Below are 17,941 nucleotides of genomic sequence, written 5' to 3' on the forward strand. Positions count from 1 at the left end.
ACCGGCCCGACCGGCGCGGCCGCAGCCGTCCGGTTGCCCCGGTCCAGCGCTGGCCGAGGCCGCTTGACCGGCTCGGCCCGACCGGCCCGACCGGCCCGACCGGCCCGACCGGCCCGACCGGCCCGACCGGCCCGACCGGCCCGACCGGCGCGACCGGCGCGGCCGCAGCCGTCCGGCTGCCGCGACCCGGCCAGGCCGCAGCCACCCGCCCGCGCCGGTCCAGCCCCGGCCGCACCCACTTGGCCGCCCCGGCCCCGATCGCACCAGCCCCGGCCCCTCGACATCCCGGCCCTTCGGTCACCTTGCCTCTGGGGCACCTTGCCTCTCGGTCACGTCGGTCTCTCGGCCATCCCGGCATCTCGATCACCCCGCACCCCGCCCCACAGGCCCCCGCGGCCCCCTGCCTCTCCGGCGTCCGGCGTCTCGGGTACCTGGTTTCTGGGGCGTCGGCGTCTCGTGCTACCCCGTGTCTGGGGCGTCCCGCGCCTCGGGCGCCCGGTCTCTGGGAGTGCCGCGCGCCTTGGCCGCCCTGCGTCTCGGTCGTCCGGTGCCTCCGGCGCCCGGTCTCTGGGGGCGTCCGGTGCCTCCGGTGCCCGGTCTCTCGGGCATCCCGTGCCTCGCCCATCCGGTCTCTTGGGCGTCCTGCGCCCCGGCCGCCCGGTCTCTGGGGGCGTCCTGCGCCCCGGCCGCCCGGTCTCTTGGGCGTCCTGCGCCCCGGCCGCCCGGTCTCTTGGGCGTCCTGCGCCCCGGCCGCCCGGTCTCTGGGGGCGTCCTGCGCCCCGGCCGCCTGGTCTCTGGGGGCGTCCCGTGCCCTGGCCGCCTGGTCTCTCGGGCGTCCCGCGCCCTGGCCGCCCGGTCTCGGGGGGGGGGGCGTCCCGTGCCCTCGCCGCCCAGTCTCTCCGGCGTCCCGTGCCCCGGCCGCCCAGCCTCCCGGGCACGCCGCGAGGTATCCCGTGCCTCGGGGCCCGCCCCCGTCGCCCGGCCCCCGAGGCAGCGCCGACTTTGCCTTCGGGGCTCCGTAGACTGGCCGCGTGAGTGAGAGCGATCCCTTCGACGAGATCATCGACGCCGAGACCGACCGCGACCCCGATCTCGCCGTGATCGAGGCCGGCAGCCGCACCCTGCGCACCCAGGGCGGCCCGCCGCAGGCCGACGTGCCCGCGCGCCCGGAGGACCCCGAGGTGGACAAGGCGCTCCGGGAGGTCGAGGCGGAACTCGCCACCCGCTGGGGCGAGACCAAGCTGGAGCCCTCGGTCAGCCGTATCTCCGCGCTGATGGACGTGCTGGGCGAACCGCAGCGGTCGTACCCCTCGATCCACATCACCGGCACCAACGGCAAGACCTCCACCGCCCGCATGATCGAGGCCCTCCTCGGCGCCTTCGAGCTGCGCACCGGCCGCTACACCTCGCCGCACGTCCAGTCGATCACCGAGCGGATCAGCCTGGACGGCGCCCCGATCTCCGCCGAGCGGTTCATCGAGACCTACCGGGACGTCAAGCCCTACGTCGAGATGGTCGACTCCCAGCAGGAGTACCGCCTGTCGTTCTTCGAGGTGCTCACGGGCATGGCCTACGCCGCCTTCGCCGACGCGCCCGTAGACGTGGCCGTCGTCGAGGTCGGCATGGGCGGCAGCTGGGACGCCACCAACGTGATCGACGGGGACGTCGCCGTGGTCACGCCGATCGACCTCGACCACACCGACCGGCTCGGCGGGACGCCCGGCGAGATCGCCGTGGAGAAGGCCGGCATCATCAAGCAGGACGCGACCGTGATCATGGCCCAGCAGCCGGTGGACGCGGCGCAGGTGCTGCTGAAGAAGGCCGTCGAGGTGGACGCCACCGTGGCCCGCGAGGGCCTGGAGTTCGGCGTCGTCGCCCGGCAGGTCGCCGTCGGCGGGCAGCTGGTCACCCTGCGCGGCCTGGGCGGCGAGTACGCCGAGGTGTACCTGCCGCTGCACGGCGCGCACCAGGCGCACAACGCGGCCGTGGCGCTCGCCGCCGTCGAGGCGTTCTTCGGCGTCGGCGCCGCGCGTGCCGAGCCGCTGGACATCGACACCGTCCGCAAGGCGTTCGCGGCCGTCTCCTCGCCGGGCCGCATGGAGGTCGTGCGGCGCTCGCCCACCGTCGTCCTGGACGCCGCCCACAACCCGGCGGGCGCCCGCGTCACCGCCGAGGCGGTGCAGGAGGCGTTCGACTTCAGCCGCCTCATCGGCGTGGTCGGCGCGAGCGGCGACAAGAACGTCCGCGGGCTCCTTGAGGCGTTCGAGCCGATCTTCGCCGAGGTCGTCGTCACCCAGAACTCCAGCCACCGCGCCATGGACGCGGACGAGCTCGCCGCGATCGCCGTCGAGGTGTTCGGCGAGGAGCGCGTCCAGGTCGAGCCGCGGCTGCCGGACGCCCTGGAGGCGGCCATCACGCTCGCCGAGGAGGAGGGCGAGTTCGCGGGCGGCGGCGTCCTCGTCACCGGCTCCGTCATCACCGTCGGCGAGGCCCGACTGCTCCTGGGAAGGGGCTGACCCCGTGCGCGTGCTGTGTTCCTCGACCCTGATCGGCGAGTTCTTCGTCATCGGCTTCGCCGGGCTGGTCGCGATGAAGGATCCCGCGCTGTCCATGACGACCGTGTGGACCGTCAGCGGCGTCGCGATGCTGCTGTGCCTGCTGCTGTGCGGTTTCGTCACCCGTCCGGGCGGCGTCGTGCTGGGCTGGGTCCTGCAGGCCGCCCTGATCGCCTCCGGCTTCGCCGTCCCGACGATGTTCTTCCTGGGCGCCGTCTTCGCCGCCCTGTGGTGGGCGTCGGTGCACTACGGACGGAAGATCGACGAGGCGAAGGCGAGATTCGCGGCACAGTCGGACTCCTCGACCCCTGACGCTGTGTAACAGGTGCCCGGACACGCCCTGTAGCCTCGTCCCACCGCACACCTGGCAGGAAATAAGGAGCCTTCCCGTGACCCAGCGCACCCTCGTCCTCCTCAAGCCCGACGCCGTCCGTCGCGGCCTGACCGGCGAGATCATCAGCCGCATCGAGCGCAAGGCCGGCTGGCAGATCACCGCGCTGGAACTGCGCACCCTGGACCAGGAGACGCTGGAGCAGCACTACGGCGAGCACAAGGGCAAGCCGTTCTACGAGCCGCTGGTCGAGTTCATGTCCTCCGGCCCGGTCGTCGCGCTGATCGTGGAGGGCGAGCGGGTCATCGAGGGCGTCCGCGCGCTGGCCGGCCCGACCGACCCGATCGCCGCCGCGCCCGGCTCCATCCGCGGCGACTACGGCGTCATCGTCCGCGAGAACTTGATCCACGCCTCCGACTCCGAGGAGTCCGCCGAGCGCGAGGTGAAGATCTTCTTCCCGGGGCGCGCGTAACCCGCCGCGCGTAACCCCACGCGCGCAGCCCCCCGCACAGCCCGCGCACAGCCCCGTTCCGCGCATTCCGCGCCGCGCGGCCGCGTGCGTCCCACGTGCAACGCCGCGCGCATTCCGCGCGCGGCGCCTGCGTCAGCACAAGCGGAGGGTGCGGTGCCGCGGCCCCGCACCCTCGTGCATACGCGGCGGCGTTCGAGGGAACGAGTGCCCCCGAACGCCCGTCTCCACAAGCGGAGCCGCGCATCATCTGCTGACAATGGCGAAGACCCTCCCGCAGTGTTCGCGAAGGCGCGTCTACGATGTAAGCCTTCACGTCACCGCACCCGCTTCGCCGACCTGAAAAGCCCTCAAAAGCTCCCAGGAAGGCCAGACGAATCCTGATGGGGAACTCAATGTCGTTCATCGGCCGTGACATGGCTGTCGACCTCGGGACCGCCAACACGCTGGTGTACGTCAGGGGTCGCGGGATCGTACTCAACGAGCCGTCCGTCGTCGCGATCAACACGAACACCGGTGGCATTCTCGCGGTCGGCGCCGAAGCGAAGAAGATGATCGGGCGTACGCCCGGCAACATCGTCGCCGTGCGTCCGCTGAAGGACGGCGTGATCGCCGACTTCGAGATCACCGAGCGGATGCTCCGCTACTTCATCCTGAAGATCCACAAGCGGAGGTATCTGGCTCGTCCGCGGGTCGTCGTCTGTGTGCCCTCCGGCATCACCGGCGTCGAGCGCCGCGCCGTCATCGAGGCGTCGTCCCAGGCCGGCGCCCGGCAGGTGCACATCATCGAGGAGCCCATGGCCGCGGCCATCGGCTCCGGCCTGCCGGTCCACGAGGCCACGGGCAACATGGTCGTGGACATCGGCGGCGGCACCACGGAGGTCGCGGTGATCTCCCTCGGCGGCATCGTCACCGCCCAGTCCATCCGCGTCGCCGGCGACGAACTGGACAACGCGATCATCCAGCACATCAAGAAGGAGTACTCGCTGCTGCTGGGTGAGCGGACGGCCGAACAGATCAAGATCACGATCGGTTCGGCGTACGACCTCGACACCGACGAGCACACCGAGATCCGCGGCCGGGACCTCGTCTCCGGGCTGCCCAAGACCGTCGTCATCTCCGCCGCCGAAGTGCGCAAGGCGATCGAGGAGCCCGTCAACGCGATCGTCGACGCCGTCAAGACGACCCTCGACAAGTGCCCGCCGGAGCTGTCCGGCGACATCATGGACCGCGGCATCGTGCTGACCGGCGGCGGCGCCCTGCTGCGCGGACTCGACGAGCGGCTGCGCCGCGAGACGGGCATGCCGATCCACATCGCCGAGGACCCGCTGGACAGCGTGGCGCTCGGCTCGGGCAAGTGCGTCGAGGAGTTCGAGGCGCTCCAGCAGGTGCTGGACGCCCAGCCGCGCAGATGACCCGCCTCTTCGATTCCGCCGTACGAGACGATCTCCTCTCGTACGGCGGATCGTTGATATAGAGGCAGTTGACATGGAGGCAGTTGCCGCAGAGGCATATGCTCGCCCCGATTCACCATCACATTTCCCAACCACCGCATTCCTATGAGGAAGGGCACGGCCGCCGCACGTGAGGGACACACGAGAGAGCCGGCTGCTCCTGGTGCTGCTGATCGCCATCGCGTTCGCGCTGATCACGGTGGACATCCGCGGCGGAGAGGACTCGCCGGTCGACGGTGCCCGCCAGGCGGCGGCCACCGTCTTCGGCCCGATCGAGAACGGCGTGTCCGCCGCGGTCGACCCGGTCGGCAACGCCGTCTCCGCGATCCGGGACTCCGGTGAGCGGCACGACCGGCTCGCCCGGCTGGAGAAGGAGAACGCGGCCCTCAAGGCGAAGCTCGGCAGCGACGACCGCAGCCGCAGCCGCCTCAAGCAGCTCGACAGGATGCTGAAGCTCGCGGGCCAGGGCCAGTACGGCATCAAGGGCGCCGAGGTCATCGCCATCGGGGCGGCCCAGGGCTTCTCCTGGACCATCACCATCGACGTCGGAGCCAACGACGGCATCAGACGCGACATGACCGTGCTCAACGGCGACGGCCTGGTCGGCCGCGTCACCACCGTCGGCCCCGACACCTCCACCGTCCTGCTCGCCAACGACCCCGACTTCACCGTCGGCGCCCGCATGGAGAACAGCGACGAACTCGGCTTCGCCGCCGGGCAGGGCGACCGCCCGATGCGCGTCGAACTCCTCAACGGCAAGGCCGAGGTGAAGAAGGGCGACCGCCTGGCCACCTTCGGCTCCCAGGCCGACAAGCCCTTCGTGCCCGGCGTCCCGGTCGGCGTCGTCTCCCGCGTCGACCCCTCCGGCGGCGGCCTCACCCGCACCCTCTACGTCACGCCGTACGTCAGCTTCACCAAGCTCGACATCGTCGGCGTCGTCGTGGAGGCCCCGAAGAAGGACCCGCGCGACACGGTGCTCCCGAAGAAGCCCAAGCCCACCCCGAGGCCGACGGTCACCGTCACGGTCACCCCGTCAGCCGGCGCGCCTGCCGACGGCCAGTCCCAGCAGTAGGAGCTGATTCCCCGTGCGCGTCAACCGGATCCTGCTCGCCTCGGTGCTCGTCGCCGTCGCCCTGGTGATCCAGGTGAGCGTCCTCGCCCGCCTCCACCTGCCCGGCGCCGTCCCCGACCTGCTGCTGCTCACCGTCCTCGGCCTCGCCATGGTCTACGGTCACGTCGGCGGCGCCCTCATCGGCTTCGGCGCCGGCCTGCTCGCCGACCTCGCCCCGCCCGCCGACCACGCCGCCGGCCGCTACGCCCTGGTGCTGTGCGTCATCGGCTACTGCGCCGGCCTGATGAAACCGGAGAACGGGCGGCTGAAGTCCGCCGCCGGCCCCATGCTCACCGTGGTCGTCGCGGCGATCGGCTCGACCCTGCTGTACGCGGGCGTCGGCGCCCTCGTCGGCGACACCGCCGCCCGCCACGTCGGCCTGCCCGGCCTGATGTTCACCGCGGCCCTGTACGACCTGCTGCTCGCCCCGTTCGTGGTCCCCGGGATCATGGCCCTGGCCCGGCGCGCCGAGAACGACCCGCTCGCCGACAGCACCTCCGCCGCCAAGAAGAGCGCCGACATCTCCTCCGGCTGGATCTCCACCGGCACCGGCCTGAAGATCGGCGGGCAGCGCGGCGGCCTCGGCGGCCTGAAGACCAAGGCCCGTACCCGCACCACGCGCGTGGGCCGCATCAAGGGGGTCAAGCGGCTGTGACGACACGGCAGTTGCCCGCCGCGGAGCCTCACAGGTCCGTCGTATATCACTCGTACACGCACTGAGAGGGGGAGACAGCCACCATGACGAATATCCCGGAGACCGGACGGACACCACGCGTCCAGATCCGTCTCGTCGTCATCCAGATCCTCGTGCTCTCCCTGCTCGGCACCCTCGGCGGCCGCCTGTGGTACCTGCAGATCCGCGAGGGCGCCGAGTACGCCAAGAAGGCCTCCGGCAACCACGTCCAGCAGGTCGTCCAGCCCGCGGTGCGCGGCTCGATCCTGGACGCGCGCGGGGTGCCGCTCGCCGACAACGAGACCCGCCTCGTGGTCTCCGCCTCCCGCACCGACCTGCTGAAGATGAAGGACGACGGCAAGGCCGTCCTCACCAAGCTGGCCGGCGTCCTCGGCATGGACCCCAAGGAGGTCCTGCTGAAGGTGCGGCTGTGCGACGCCAAGACGCCGCAGCCGTGCTGGAACGGCTCGCCGTACCAGCCGATCCCCATCACCGACGAGGCCACGGCCCGGCAGGCCCTGCAGATCCGCGAACGCGCCGAGGACTTCCCCGGCATCACCGCCGAACCCGAGGCCGTCCGCCGCTACGCGAGCCCCGGCAAGTCCAACACCGCGCAGGTCCTCGGCTACCTCTCGCCGGTCACCGACGAGGAGATCCAGCAGGCCCAGGACACCGACTCGCCCTACCTGCGCTCCGACCAGGTCGGCCGCTCCGGCCTGGAGCGCCAGTACGACAAGGTGCTGCGCGGCAAGGCCGGCGTCACCCGCTACGAGGTCGACAACCTCGGCCGCGTCATCGGCAAGGCCGAGGCGGACGCCGCCCAGCCCGGCTCCAACCTCGTCACCAGCATCGACGCCCGCGTCCAGCGCGTCGCCGAGTACGAGCTGGACCGCGCGATGAAGGTCGCCCGCCAGCAGTTCGACAAGATCACCGGCACCAACTACAAGGCCGACTCCGGCGCCGTCGTCGTCATGGAGGCCAAGACCGGCCGCGTCGTCGCCATGGCGTCCGCGCCGACGTACGACCCCAACGTGTGGGTCGGCGGCATCTCCGCCAAGGACTACAAGAAGCTCACCGGCAAGAACTCCGACTACCCGCTGATCAACAGGGCCATACAGGGTCAGTCCGCGCCCGGCTCGACGTTCAAGGTGGTCTCCACCGCCGCCGCGGTCGAGGCCGGCTACGAGTGGGACGGCGGCTACCCCTGCACCAGCTCCTACTCCGTCGGCGGCCAGGTCTTCAAGAACTTCGAGGGCGAGAACTTCGGCCCCATCTCCCTCGGCCGCGCCCTCGAGGTCTCCTGCGACACCGTCTTCTACGGCCTCGCCCACAACGAGTGGAAGAAGGACGGCGGCATCAACCCCAAGAAGGGCCAGGCCAAGGACTACTTCTTCAAGGCCGCCCACCAGTTCGGCCTCGGCAAGGAGACCGGCGTCGACCTGCCCAACGAGGTCACCGGCCGCGTCCCGGACCGCAAGTGGAAGCAGGCGTTCTGGGAGGCCAACAAGGGCTACTGGTGCAAGACCGGCAAGAAGGACGGCTCCTACGTCGAGCGGATCGCCTACGAGAACTGCCTCGAAGGCAACAAGATGCGCGCCGGTGACGAGATCAACTACTCCATCGGCCAGGGCGACACCCTCGTCACGCCGATCCAGGAGGCCGTGATCTACGGCGCCCTCGCCAACGGCGGCACCATGTACCAGCCGACCATCGGCAAGGCGGTCATCAGCGCGGACGGCAAGACCGTACGGGAGATCAAGCCCAAGGCCCAGGGCAAGCTGCCGGTCAGCAAGGCCACCCTCAAGGGCATGGACTCCGCCCTCGCCGGCGTCATCACCCGCGGTACCGCCGCCTGGAAGTTCGGCGGCTGGCCGCAGAACCAGATCGAACTGCACGCCAAGACCGGCACCGCCGAGGTCTACGGCAAGCAGACCACCTCCTGGCTCGCCACGTACTCCAAGGACTACACGGTCGTCATGACCATCGCCCAGGCCGGTACGGGTTCCGGCGCCTCCGGTGAGGCCGTGCGCAACATCTACAGCGCGCTGTACGGCGTCCAGTCCGACGGCTCGATCGACAAGAAGAAGGCGCTGCTGCCCACCCCGCAGAAGGCCCTGCCGAAGATCAAGACCGACGGCGCGATCGCCTCCCCGAAGATCTCCAAGGACCCGGTCGAGGACCTCCAGGCGACCGACGAGGGCGCGACCGCGCCGGACGGGACCCAGCCCGGCGCGACCACGGCGTCGCCCACGACGACCAACCGCGACACCCGAAGGCGGTCGCGCGGGAAGGGAAGCCGGAGGATGCTCACATGACCGGAGCCAACACCTTCTCCGTCTCCGGATACGGTCCCGAACGCGCGGGCTTGAGCCGCGTCTTCGCCCGCGACTCCGTCACCCGCCGCCTGGACTGGCCGATACTGCTGGCGGCCCTCGCGCTGTCCGCGATCGGCTCCGTCCTCGTCTACTCGGCGACCCGCAACCGCAACGAGATCAACCAGGGCGACCCGTACTACTTCCTGCTCCGGCACCTGATGAACACCGGCATCGGACTCGCCCTGATGATCGGCACCATCTGGTTCGGCCACCGCACCCTGCGCACGGTCGTGCCCATCCTCTACGGCGCCTCGGTCCTGCTCATCCTGCTGGTGCTCACCCCGCTCGGCTCCACCGTCAACGGCGCCCACTCGTGGATCGTCCTCGGCGGCGGATTCTCTCTCCAGCCCTCGGAGTTCGTGAAGATCACGATCATCCTGGGCATGGCGATGCTGCTGGCGGCCCAGGTCGACGCGGGCGACCGGCAGTACCCCGACCACCGCACCGTCCTGCAGTCCCTGGGACTGGCCTCCGTACCGATACTGATCGTGCTGCTCATGCCCGACCTCGGCTCGGTCATGGTCATGGTCATCATCATCCTCGGCGTGCTGCTCGCCTCCGGCGCCTCCAACCGCTGGGTGTTCGGCCTGATCACGGCCGGCGCCGTCGGCGCGATCGCCGTCTGGCAGCTGCACATCCTGGACGACTACCAGATCAACCGCTTCGCCGCCTTCGCCAACCCCGACCTCGACCCGGCCGGCGTCGGCTACAACACCAACCAGGCCCGTATCGCCATCGGCTCCGGCGGACTGACCGGCGCCGGCCTCTTCCACGGCTCGCAGACCACCGGCCAGTTCGTGCCCGAGCAGCAGACGGACTTCGTCTTCACCGTCGCGGGCGAGGAACTCGGCTTCGTCGGCGCGGGCCTGATAATCGTTCTGCTGGGTGTGGTGCTGTGGCGCGCCTGCCGCATCGCCCGCGACTCGACCGAGCTGTACGGCACGGTGGTCGCCGCCGGCGTCGTCGCCTGGTTCGCCTTCCAGTCCTTCGAGAACATCGGCATGACCCTCGGCATCATGCCGGTGACCGGCCTGCCGCTGCCGTTCGTGTCCTACGGCGGCTCGTCGATGTTCGCGGTGTGGGTGGCGGTCGGACTGCTCCAGTCGATCAAGGTCCAGCGCCCCATGTCGGCCTGAGCGCTCCGCTGGGAGTGCCGTGCCTGTGGACGTGCCGCGCCAGGCCGTCGATCGTCTGCCGCGCCGTCGTGGCCGGTCGCGCAGTTCCCCGCGCCCCTTCGGGGGCGCTGCCCCCGGCCGGCGGACGATCGTGCCCGAAGGGCCCTGCCGCCCGGGGTGATGTCCCAGTAGATTCGGGGCATGGCGGACACAAAGCGCGAGATCGAGCGGAAGTACGAATCCGACGACAGCGGCCTGCCCGACCTCACCGGCGTCGCCGGGATCGCGGCCGTCATCGACAAGGGTGTCGTGAGCCTGGACGCCACCTACTACGACACCGCCGACCAGCGCCTCGCCGCGGCCGCCATCACCCTGCGCCGCCGCACCGGCGGCTCCGACGCGGGCTGGCACCTCAAACTCCCCGTCGCCCCCGGCGTCCGGGACGAGATCAGGGCCCCGCTCACCGACACCGTCCCGCCCGGCCACCTCGGGCTCGTCCGCTCCCGCATCCGCGACGCCGAGCTGATCCCGGTGGTCCGGCTGCGCTCCGACCGCGACGTGCGCGACCTCGTCGACGCCGAAGGACGCGTGCTCGCCGAGGCCAGCGTCGACGCCGTGCACGCCGAACGCCTCACCGGCGCCGGCTGCGCCGCCCAGTGGACCGAGATCGAGGTGGAACTCGCCGACGGCGGCGACCCCGCCTTCCTCGACCAGGTCGACAAGCGGCTGCGCGGCGCCGGCGTACGGCCGTCGGAGTCCCCGTCGAAGCTGGCCCGCGCGCTGGCGGAGACCGCCCCGCGCGGCAGCGGGAAGAAGCGGCGCGCCAAGCAGCGGCCCGTCAAGGCCCCGCGGACCGCCGGCGACCACGTCCTGGCCTACCTCCGGGCCCAGCGGGAGGCCGTCCTCGCCCTCGACCCGGCCGTACGGCTCGACACGTACGACTCCGTGCACCGCATGCGCGTCGCCACCCGCCGGATGCGCAGCGTCTTCCGCTCCTACGGCAAGGTGCTCGACCGCGCTGTCACCGACCCCGTCGGCGAGGAACTGAAGTGGCTCGCCGGCGAACTCGGCGTCGACCGCGACCACGAAGTGCTCACCGACCGCCTCACCGCCGCCCTGGACGAACTGCCCGACGCCCTCGTGTCGGGCCCCGTCCGCGCCCGCGTGCGCCGCTGGGCGAAGGCCCGGCGCGGCGGGTCGCGCCGGCGCCTGATCGCCGTACTGGACGGACCCCGCTACCTCGCCCTCCTCGGCTCCCTCGACGCGCTGCTCGACCACCCGCCGCTCCTCCCGGCGGCCTCCGGCAAGCCGTCCAAGGTGATCGCCAAGGCCGTGCGCAAGGACTTCGGCAGGGTCGCGGCGCTCGTCGAGCAGGCCATCGAGCTCCCGCCCGGCCAGGACCGCGACCTCGCCCTGCACGAGGCCCGCAAGAAGGCCAAGCGGGCCCGGTACGCGGCGGAGGCGGCCGTAGCGGCCCTCGGCGACCCGGCGTCCGACCTGGCCAGGTCCATGAAGACCCTGCAGGGCCTGCTCGGCGACCACCAGGACAGCGTCATGGCCCGCCAGGCCCTGCGCGAGCTGGCCGCGGTGGCGCACGCGGCCGGGGAGAACACGTTCACCTACGGCGTCCTCTACGGCCGTGAGGAGCACCGCGCGGCGACGGCCGAGACGCAGCTGCCCGGACTGTGGACGCCGATGCGGCAGGCGACGGACATCTGAACGTACGGCGGCCCTCTGAACGTACGGGGAAGGGCGGCGGCCGCGTTAGGCTAGATGGTCACCCCTGCCAGTCCATCCCACGAAGGTTCGCGAGATGTCTGCCGAAGTCGCTGCGGCCGCCGAGTCCGTGTTCCCGCAGCTCGAAGCTCTGCTCCCGCATGTGCAGAAGCCGATCCAGTACGTCGGCGGAGAGCTCAACTCCACGGTCAAGCCGTGGGAGTCCTGTGACGTCCGCTGGGCGCTGATGTACCCGGACGCCTACGAGGTCGGGCTGCCCAACCAGGGCGTCATGATCCTCTACGAGGTCCTGAACGAACAGGACGGCGTCCTCGCCGAGCGCACCTACAGCGTGTGGCCGGACCTGGAGGCGCTGATGCGGGAGCACGGCGTCCCGCAGTTCACGGTGGACAGCCACCGCCCGGTGAAGGCGTTCGACGTGTTCGGCCTGTCCTTCTCCACGGAGCTCGGCTACACGAACATGCTGACGGCCCTGGACCTGGCGGGCATCCCGCTGGAGTCCGAGGACCGCACCCTCGACGACCCGATCGTGCTGGCCGGCGGCCACGCCGCGTTCAACCCCGAGCCGATCGCGGACTTCATCGACGCGGCGGTCATCGGGGACGGCGAGCAGGCCGTGCTCGACATGACGCGGATCATCAAGGAGTGGAAGGCGGAGGGCCGCCCCGGCGGCCGCGAGGAGGTCCTGCTCCGCCTGGCGAAGACCGGCGGGGTGTACGTCCCGGCCTTCTACGACGTCGAGTACCTCCCCGACGGCCGCATCGCCCGCGTGGTCCCCAACCGGTCGGGAGTCCCCTGGCGCGTGTCCAAGCACACGGTCATGGACCTCGACGAATGGCCGTACCCCAAGCAGCCCCTGGTCCCGCTCGCCGAGACCGTCCACGAGCGCATGTCGGTGGAGATCTTCCGCGGCTGCACGCGCGGCTGCCGCTTCTGCCAGGCGGGCATGATCACCCGCCCGGTGCGTGAGCGCTCGATCACCGGCATCGGCGAGATGGTCGACAAGGGTCTGAAGGCGACGGGCTTCGAGGAGGTCGGACTCCTCTCCCTCTCCTCCGCGGACCACTCGGAGATCGGCGACATCGCCAAGGGCCTGGCGGACCGCTACGAGGAAGACAAGATCGGCCTCTCCCTCCCCTCCACCCGCGTGGACGCCTTCAACATCGACCTGGCGAACGAACTCACCCGCAACGGCCGCCGCTCCGGCCTCACCTTCGCCCCCGAAGGCGGCTCGGAACGCATCCGCAAGGTCATCAACAAGATGGTCTCGGAGGACGACCTGATCCGCACCGTCGCCACCGCCTACGGCAACGGCTGGCGCCAGGTGAAGCTGTACTTCATGTGCGGCCTGCCGACGGAGACCGACGACGACGTCCTGCAGATCGCCGACATGGCGACGCGGGTCATCGCCAAGGGCCGCGAGGTCTCCGGCTCCAACGACATCCGCTGCACGGTCTCGATCGGCGGCTTCGTCCCCAAGCCCCACACCCCCTTCCAGTGGGCGCCCCAGCTCTCCGCCGAGGAGACGGACGCCCGCCTGGCCAAGCTCCGGGACAAGATCCGCGGCGACAAGAAGTACGGCCGCTCGATCGGCTTCCGCTACCACGACGGCAAGCCCGGCATCGTCGAGGGCCTGCTCTCCCGCGGCGACCGCCGCGTCGGCGCCGTCATCCGCGCGGTCTACGACGACGGCGGCCGCTTCGACGGCTGGCGCGAGCACTTCTCCTACGACCGCTGGATGAGCTGCGCCGACAAGGCGCTGGCCCCCTTCGGCGTGGACGTCGACTGGTACACCACCCGCGAGCGCACCTACGAGGAGGTCCTCCCCTGGGACCACCTGGACTCCGGACTGGACAAGGACTGGCTCTGGGAGGACTGGCAGGACGCCCTCGACGAAACAGAGGTCGAGGACTGCCGCTGGACCCCCTGCTTCGACTGCGGGGTGTGCCCGCAGATGGACACTTGGCCACAAGTAAGTAACAGCGGAAAGAAGTTGCTGCCGCTGACGGTCAAAAAGACGGCTCCGAGCAGCCCAAATGGGCCGCTGACGTGAGTGATGACCTGCTGCAGCGCCTCGCCGGCGCTATGGCGGAAGTCACAGAGGAAGAGGCGGTGGCGCTGCTGGGCGTGCTCGGCGTGCAGCGGGGGCGCCAGCGGCTGGCGCAGGTGACCCCTAGGACGCCACTGCCGGGGCCGGGGAGCTCCTCCAGCGTGCACTCCGAGGTGGAGTGGGTATGAGGGTACATAGGGGCACTGTGGATCTTTGCGGGGCACCTTCGCCGTCTCGGATACCGGTCTGAGGCTGTATGCGTTGGCAGCCAGACGTCAGCCAGGCTTAGAGCCTTTTCGGTCAAGAGGTCAGGAAACGGCACGCAGCACCCTGCGCCACGTCACTATGAGCAACATGGCAACCTCGGGGGCAAGGGCAAGAAATAGCCGACTCGGCGGCTTGGGACAGTGGTGGGGCGTGATCGCCGCCGCGCTGCTGATTGCCGCATGGATCAACAAGGCTGCAGGGCCTGCGATTGTCGCTATTCTGTCGGCGCTGGTCCTCGTCTGGTGCTTCTTTCAAGCACCCGTGACATGCGCTGCTCCTGTCAGGGGCCGTGAGGACGGCTGCCGGAACAATGCATCTGGTCTCCTCATGGGCTGCCACATCCGCCAACACCGTTGGCAGAAGCTCAAGATGCTCATCCTCCGACGCCAGGTACGCGAGTTCTGCTCCGGTCTGTTCTCGGACGGCAAGGCCACTCTCGTGACGCTGGCCGCGATCGGCAGCTTCTTGTCCGGCCTCGTGGCCTTCATCCCCGGCGTCGCGGTCAGTTGACCCTTCTAGCGTCCGTAGGCAGAGCTGGCCTGACCTGCTGAGGGGCTCACCTCACAGTTGTAGCGAAAGGTGTGTCCGCAGATTGACACTTGGCCGCAAGTAAGTAACAGCGGAGAGAAGTTGCTGCCGCTGACGGTCAAGAAGGCTGGTCAGGCGGCGGCTTCGAGTGGTCACGAACACTGACGTGAGCGAGGCACTCGACCGGGCGATGGAGGCGCTGGCAGGGGCAAGCGAGGAGGAGGCGGCTGCGGTGAGCACTCCGCGTCTTCACCCGCCGGTGCCGTGTACCCCTTCTCATGTGCTGTTGCCAGGTCATGGAAGCGGTGCACAGATCGTCTCTGAGGTGGAGTGGATGTGAGGCTCGGTCGTACCGTCAGAGAGAAGGTGCGCCTCGACCCCGGTAGGGAGTTGACTGGCGCACTGATTGCTTCACCGGGCCGATGAGCCGGAGAGGTCGCTGGTGTCTGTTGCGAAAGTGGATCTTGATTATAGATGATCATGATCCGTGGGGCGTGATGGTCTGACGGAGGCAGTCTGATCGCACCGCTATTGGTGAGCTGACGATGAGTCTGTTCATACATGTGCGTCTCTGGGTATCCTCCCAGCGGGGACGCCATGGGGATGAGTGGGGGCACTCGGGGTGACAGCGGAAGCTGTAGTGATGAATAAATCTGCTGTCGCAATGGCAGCGGACAGCGCGGTAACGATCGCGAGCGGCCGGCGCGGAGTAAAAACCTACGACACCGTCAATAAGTTGTTCGAACTGATTGAGGGTGCCCCGGTAGGCATAATGGTGTACGACAATTCAGAGCTCTGCGGGATGCCCTGGGAAACCATTATAAAATGTTACCGCGAAAGCCGATCCGGTAAATCTTTCGACAGGCTTGAAGATTACGCCGAAGATTTTCTTCAGTTCATCATCCAAGATGACTCAATGATCACGACGGAGAATGAAGAATTCCTTGTCCTGGATGCGGCTTACGCCGCTTTAGTTGGCGTTTTTGATTCCATAATGAAAGGCTTCGAGGCATGTTTTACGAAGGATGCAAAGCTCGTCAAGGCCAAGCTGAAAAGGCTGGTTGATTCCGCTATTGAAAACGCCATTGAAGAAGCCGATAGAGGCGAAGATGGGCCGTGGTCGAACAAGCTCCCCCTTGCGAAGCTTCGGGCGGAATATTCCGACACGGTGGCCATCCTGTTGGATGAGCTATTTGCCAAGTTCGACCTGAATAGATTGCAGAAGAAGCGTCTCGTTGACGTTGCATTGAATTCTTTGCGCAAAAATGAGCATGGTTTGGCTTCCTCGGGTCTCGTTGTTGCGGGATTCGGTCAGAGTGATTACTTTCCGAGGATGTGCCATGCAGAAGTCGGTGGAAGGGTTATGGGAACGCTCCTGTCCGATCCCTTGCAGACCCGGCAGGTCACTCTAGCTGAGCCAGGGCATTTGGAAACCTTCGCCCAAGACGAGATGGCCTGGAGCTTCCTTTCCGGTATCAATGGAAAAGTGAGACGCAGCATCATTGACTACTGGGACAAGTGGGTAGCTGAGAGTTCCTCGGAGGCAGAAACCTCACTTGGAGAAGCCCTCCCAAGTCTGTCCGAGGAAGACGTGAAAACGATCTCGACGCTATTTCATCGGGCCATACATGGTCGCTATAGGGATTTCCTCAAGCGCATGCAGCATGAACAGGAAACCCAGTACATCGAGCCCATGTGGCAAAGTGTCGCCTCACTTCCAAAAGGCGAACTCGGGGTCCTTGCGGAGAGCCTCGTCAACCTCACCTCCTTGAAGCAGAGAGTCAGCATATATGATGCTCAAACCGTTGGCGGCGAAATAGATGTGGCGCTTATTTCCCGGGGCGATGGGTTCGTCTGGTTGAAACGCAAGAAGCAGTACACCGCGCAAATCGGTTAGATATTGGCGTCGGCGTGCGGTACAATGCGTAACACCCACCTAGTTGAAAGGTGAGTCACGTGAGTAAAGCGTTAACCCAGCGGCGCAGCGGTCACGGAAATCCGGACCCTCGTACTGCTGTCCAGGAAGCAATCGACGAATACTTCCCTCTGAGTGTTCTCCGAGTCTTGAAGGAAAGGGTCCAACGCCGAGTTGCCGAGCAGTCACAATCCACCAACGCATTCGAGCATGCTGTACGACGCATGGCCGGCCGCGTACATGAGTCATAAGAGCGTCACCTGAATGGCTCCGTGTTTCACGGAGCCATTCTGTATGTGTAAAAGTCGTATCGGGGAGTGTCGGCATGGCTTCGGTCTTTAATAGACTCGGCTACTACATCCTATTGCTTCTATCTGCGGCTTCAGCCGTTGGATCCTTCGTCATCGGTGTGCTGGCTGGCGGGGCGAAAGGTGCAGCTCAGCACTGGTTGCTTGTTGCCGGGTCAGCCTTGGTCCTCGCGGGTATTGCCGTGAACGCGATTGAGAAGGTTCGAGATAGCAAATCTATCAAAGCTGCTGAAGATATTGCCATTCAGGCGCAAACGGACCTAACCGCTACCCTCAATGGTGCTCTGGCTCCGATAACGAGCTACCTTGGGAAGATATCCGCTTCTCCTCGCGCCATGCGTAAGGCGGAGATCGGCCAGCTTCGCCAAGCTATCGTTCAATCGGCCGTGAAGCTGACACATGAAAAGGCGAGAAGCGCCTATTATGAGATGGTTGGCAGTGACCTTAACCGGGTTTGTTACAGTGGGCGCGCCGAGTCGCCCCGCGAGAAGTTTTCGGCAGGCACCAGTGACGGTGATTATCTACTTAATCTTGTCCAAGCTAAAGACCTAATATTCGTTGAGGATATAGCTAGCAATCCTCTTGTGACTCCCACGACATCCGGCTATAGGACAGTCATTGCGGTAAGTGTGACCGCGGGCGATGAGGCGCTCGGCCTCCTGACGGTTGACGCTCCAGATATTGGGGACCTCACGAATGTTCACGTCCAACTCGTGAGAGTGCTAGCGAATCTACTTGGAAGCGGGATTTTCCAGGCTTAGGTGGCAACTAATCACAGATAGAAAGGTGTGAGTTGCTATGGCTCATCGAGAGCGTGTGGTAGCGGAGCTCGGCAGTAAGTGGGTGGCGGGAGATCTCTCGAGCGATGACTACTTCGATCAAATTCGGGAGGAAGCGCTGAAGACCGCACGCAGTAAAGTAGCTGAGCGTATCAAGGTGCATAAAGTAAAGAAGAAGCCGGCCTGACTGGGGCGCAAAGGCGCGGAACATGGAACGCCTTCCATGCCGAGAATACGGAAATTTTCCGTCGAATTTTAACAGCTACTTCTCGCC

The 17,941-nt window shown here is 67.7% G+C and carries 15 protein-coding genes; all 15 read left to right on the plus strand.

All coding sequences use genetic code 11. From position 1 onward, the window contains the following. Positions 1–1,031: 1,031 nt before the first annotated feature. The 15 genes from AB0G63_RS07500 to AB0G63_RS07570 all read left to right on the plus strand — a co-directional run bounded on the left by AB0G63_RS07500 (position 1,032) and on the right by AB0G63_RS07570 (position 17,854). Positions 1,032–2,516: a folylpolyglutamate synthase/dihydrofolate synthase family protein gene (locus AB0G63_RS07500; RefSeq protein ID WP_360745774.1), complete on the plus strand. Its 1,485-nt coding sequence runs from the start codon at positions 1,032–1,034 to the stop codon at positions 2,514–2,516. 4 nt (positions 2,517–2,520) lie between these two features. Continuing rightward, entirely contained in the window at positions 2,521–2,877 is a 357-nt protein-coding gene (locus tag AB0G63_RS07505; RefSeq protein ID WP_360745777.1) for a DUF4233 domain-containing protein, read from the plus strand. A 67-nt stretch (positions 2,878–2,944) separates the two neighbouring features. After that, a complete protein-coding gene (gene ndk, locus AB0G63_RS07510; protein WP_360745780.1) occupies positions 2,945–3,358 on the plus strand; it encodes a nucleoside-diphosphate kinase in 414 nt (137 codons plus the stop codon). Positions 3,359–3,750: 392 nt separating this feature from the next. Beyond that, positions 3,751–4,770, plus strand: a complete 1,020-nt coding sequence (locus AB0G63_RS07515; protein WP_006133575.1) for a rod shape-determining protein — start codon at positions 3,751–3,753, stop codon at positions 4,768–4,770. A gap of 169 nt (positions 4,771–4,939) precedes the next feature. Continuing rightward, positions 4,940–5,881 (plus strand): rod shape-determining protein MreC, encoded by a 942-nt coding sequence (mreC, locus tag AB0G63_RS07520; RefSeq protein WP_360745784.1) that lies wholly within the window; start codon positions 4,940–4,942, stop codon positions 5,879–5,881. A gap of 13 nt (positions 5,882–5,894) precedes the next feature. Next, positions 5,895–6,575: a rod shape-determining protein MreD gene (gene mreD / locus AB0G63_RS07525; RefSeq protein WP_360745787.1), complete on the plus strand. Its 681-nt coding sequence runs from the start codon at positions 5,895–5,897 to the stop codon at positions 6,573–6,575. 83 nt (positions 6,576–6,658) lie between these two features. Beyond that, complete coding sequence (gene mrdA / locus AB0G63_RS07530) at positions 6,659–8,908, plus strand: penicillin-binding protein 2 (RefSeq protein ID WP_360745790.1); 2,250 nt, start codon at positions 6,659–6,661, stop codon at positions 8,906–8,908. Beyond that, positions 8,905–10,104 (plus strand): rod shape-determining protein RodA, encoded by a 1,200-nt coding sequence (gene rodA / locus AB0G63_RS07535; RefSeq protein ID WP_360745793.1) that lies wholly within the window; start codon positions 8,905–8,907, stop codon positions 10,102–10,104. Before mrdA ends, rodA begins: the two co-directional genes overlap by 4 nt. 180 nt (positions 10,105–10,284) lie before the next feature. After that, positions 10,285–11,802 carry a CYTH and CHAD domain-containing protein gene (locus tag AB0G63_RS07540; protein ID WP_360745795.1) on the plus strand — a complete coding sequence of 506 codons (1,518 nt, stop codon included), beginning with the start codon at positions 10,285–10,287 and terminating at the stop codon, positions 11,800–11,802. Between the two features lie 94 nt (positions 11,803–11,896). Continuing rightward, positions 11,897–13,873: a TIGR03960 family B12-binding radical SAM protein gene (locus tag AB0G63_RS07545; protein ID WP_360745798.1), complete on the plus strand. Its 1,977-nt coding sequence runs from the start codon at positions 11,897–11,899 to the stop codon at positions 13,871–13,873. Further along, the gene (locus AB0G63_RS07550; RefSeq protein WP_360745801.1) at positions 13,870–14,058 is read left to right on the plus strand and encodes a hypothetical protein; all 189 of its coding nucleotides are present in this window, start codon (positions 13,870–13,872) and stop codon (positions 14,056–14,058) included. The genes AB0G63_RS07545 and AB0G63_RS07550 overlap by 4 nt, the downstream gene beginning before the upstream one ends. Positions 14,059–14,215: 157 nt before the next feature. After that, complete coding sequence (locus AB0G63_RS07555) at positions 14,216–14,647, plus strand: hypothetical protein (protein WP_360745804.1); 432 nt, start codon at positions 14,216–14,218, stop codon at positions 14,645–14,647. A gap of 640 nt (positions 14,648–15,287) precedes the next feature. After that, entirely contained in the window at positions 15,288–16,562 is a 1,275-nt protein-coding gene (locus AB0G63_RS07560) for a hypothetical protein (protein WP_360745807.1), read from the plus strand. Positions 16,563–16,905: 343 nt separating this feature from the next. Beyond that, on the plus strand, positions 16,906–17,649 hold the full coding sequence (locus AB0G63_RS07565; RefSeq protein ID WP_360745810.1) for a GAF domain-containing protein: 744 nt from the start codon (positions 16,906–16,908) through the stop codon (positions 17,647–17,649). A gap of 37 nt (positions 17,650–17,686) precedes the next feature. Beyond that, positions 17,687–17,854: a hypothetical protein gene (locus AB0G63_RS07570; protein ID WP_360745813.1), complete on the plus strand. Its 168-nt coding sequence runs from the start codon at positions 17,687–17,689 to the stop codon at positions 17,852–17,854. The last annotated feature ends 87 nt before the right edge of the window (positions 17,855–17,941 follow it).

Origin of the sequence: Streptomyces sp. NPDC020996, from assembly GCF_040641355.1 — a bacterium.
Classification (GTDB): Bacteria; Actinomycetota; Actinomycetes; order Streptomycetales; family Streptomycetaceae; genus Streptomyces.

What these genes read in the sequence shown, in the direction of transcription:
- AB0G63_RS07515 (WP_006133575.1), top strand. Translation starts at nt 3,751, where the DNA reads ATGTCGTTCATCGGCCGTGACATGGCTGTCGACCTCGGGACCGCCAAC.
- mrdA (WP_360745790.1), top strand. Translation starts at nt 6,659, where the DNA reads ATGACGAATATCCCGGAGACCGGACGGACACCACGCGTCCAGATCCGT.
- rodA (WP_360745793.1), top strand. Translation starts at nt 8,905, where the DNA reads ATGACCGGAGCCAACACCTTCTCCGTCTCCGGATACGGTCCCGAACGC.
- AB0G63_RS07540 (WP_360745795.1), top strand. Translation starts at nt 10,285, where the DNA reads ATGGCGGACACAAAGCGCGAGATCGAGCGGAAGTACGAATCCGACGAC.
- AB0G63_RS07545 (WP_360745798.1), top strand. Translation starts at nt 11,897, where the DNA reads ATGTCTGCCGAAGTCGCTGCGGCCGCCGAGTCCGTGTTCCCGCAGCTC.
- AB0G63_RS07555 (WP_360745804.1), top strand. Translation starts at nt 14,216, where the DNA reads ATGAGCAACATGGCAACCTCGGGGGCAAGGGCAAGAAATAGCCGACTC.
- AB0G63_RS07565 (WP_360745810.1), top strand. Translation starts at nt 16,906, where the DNA reads ATGGCTTCGGTCTTTAATAGACTCGGCTACTACATCCTATTGCTTCTA.
- AB0G63_RS07570 (WP_360745813.1), top strand. Translation starts at nt 17,687, where the DNA reads ATGGCTCATCGAGAGCGTGTGGTAGCGGAGCTCGGCAGTAAGTGGGTG.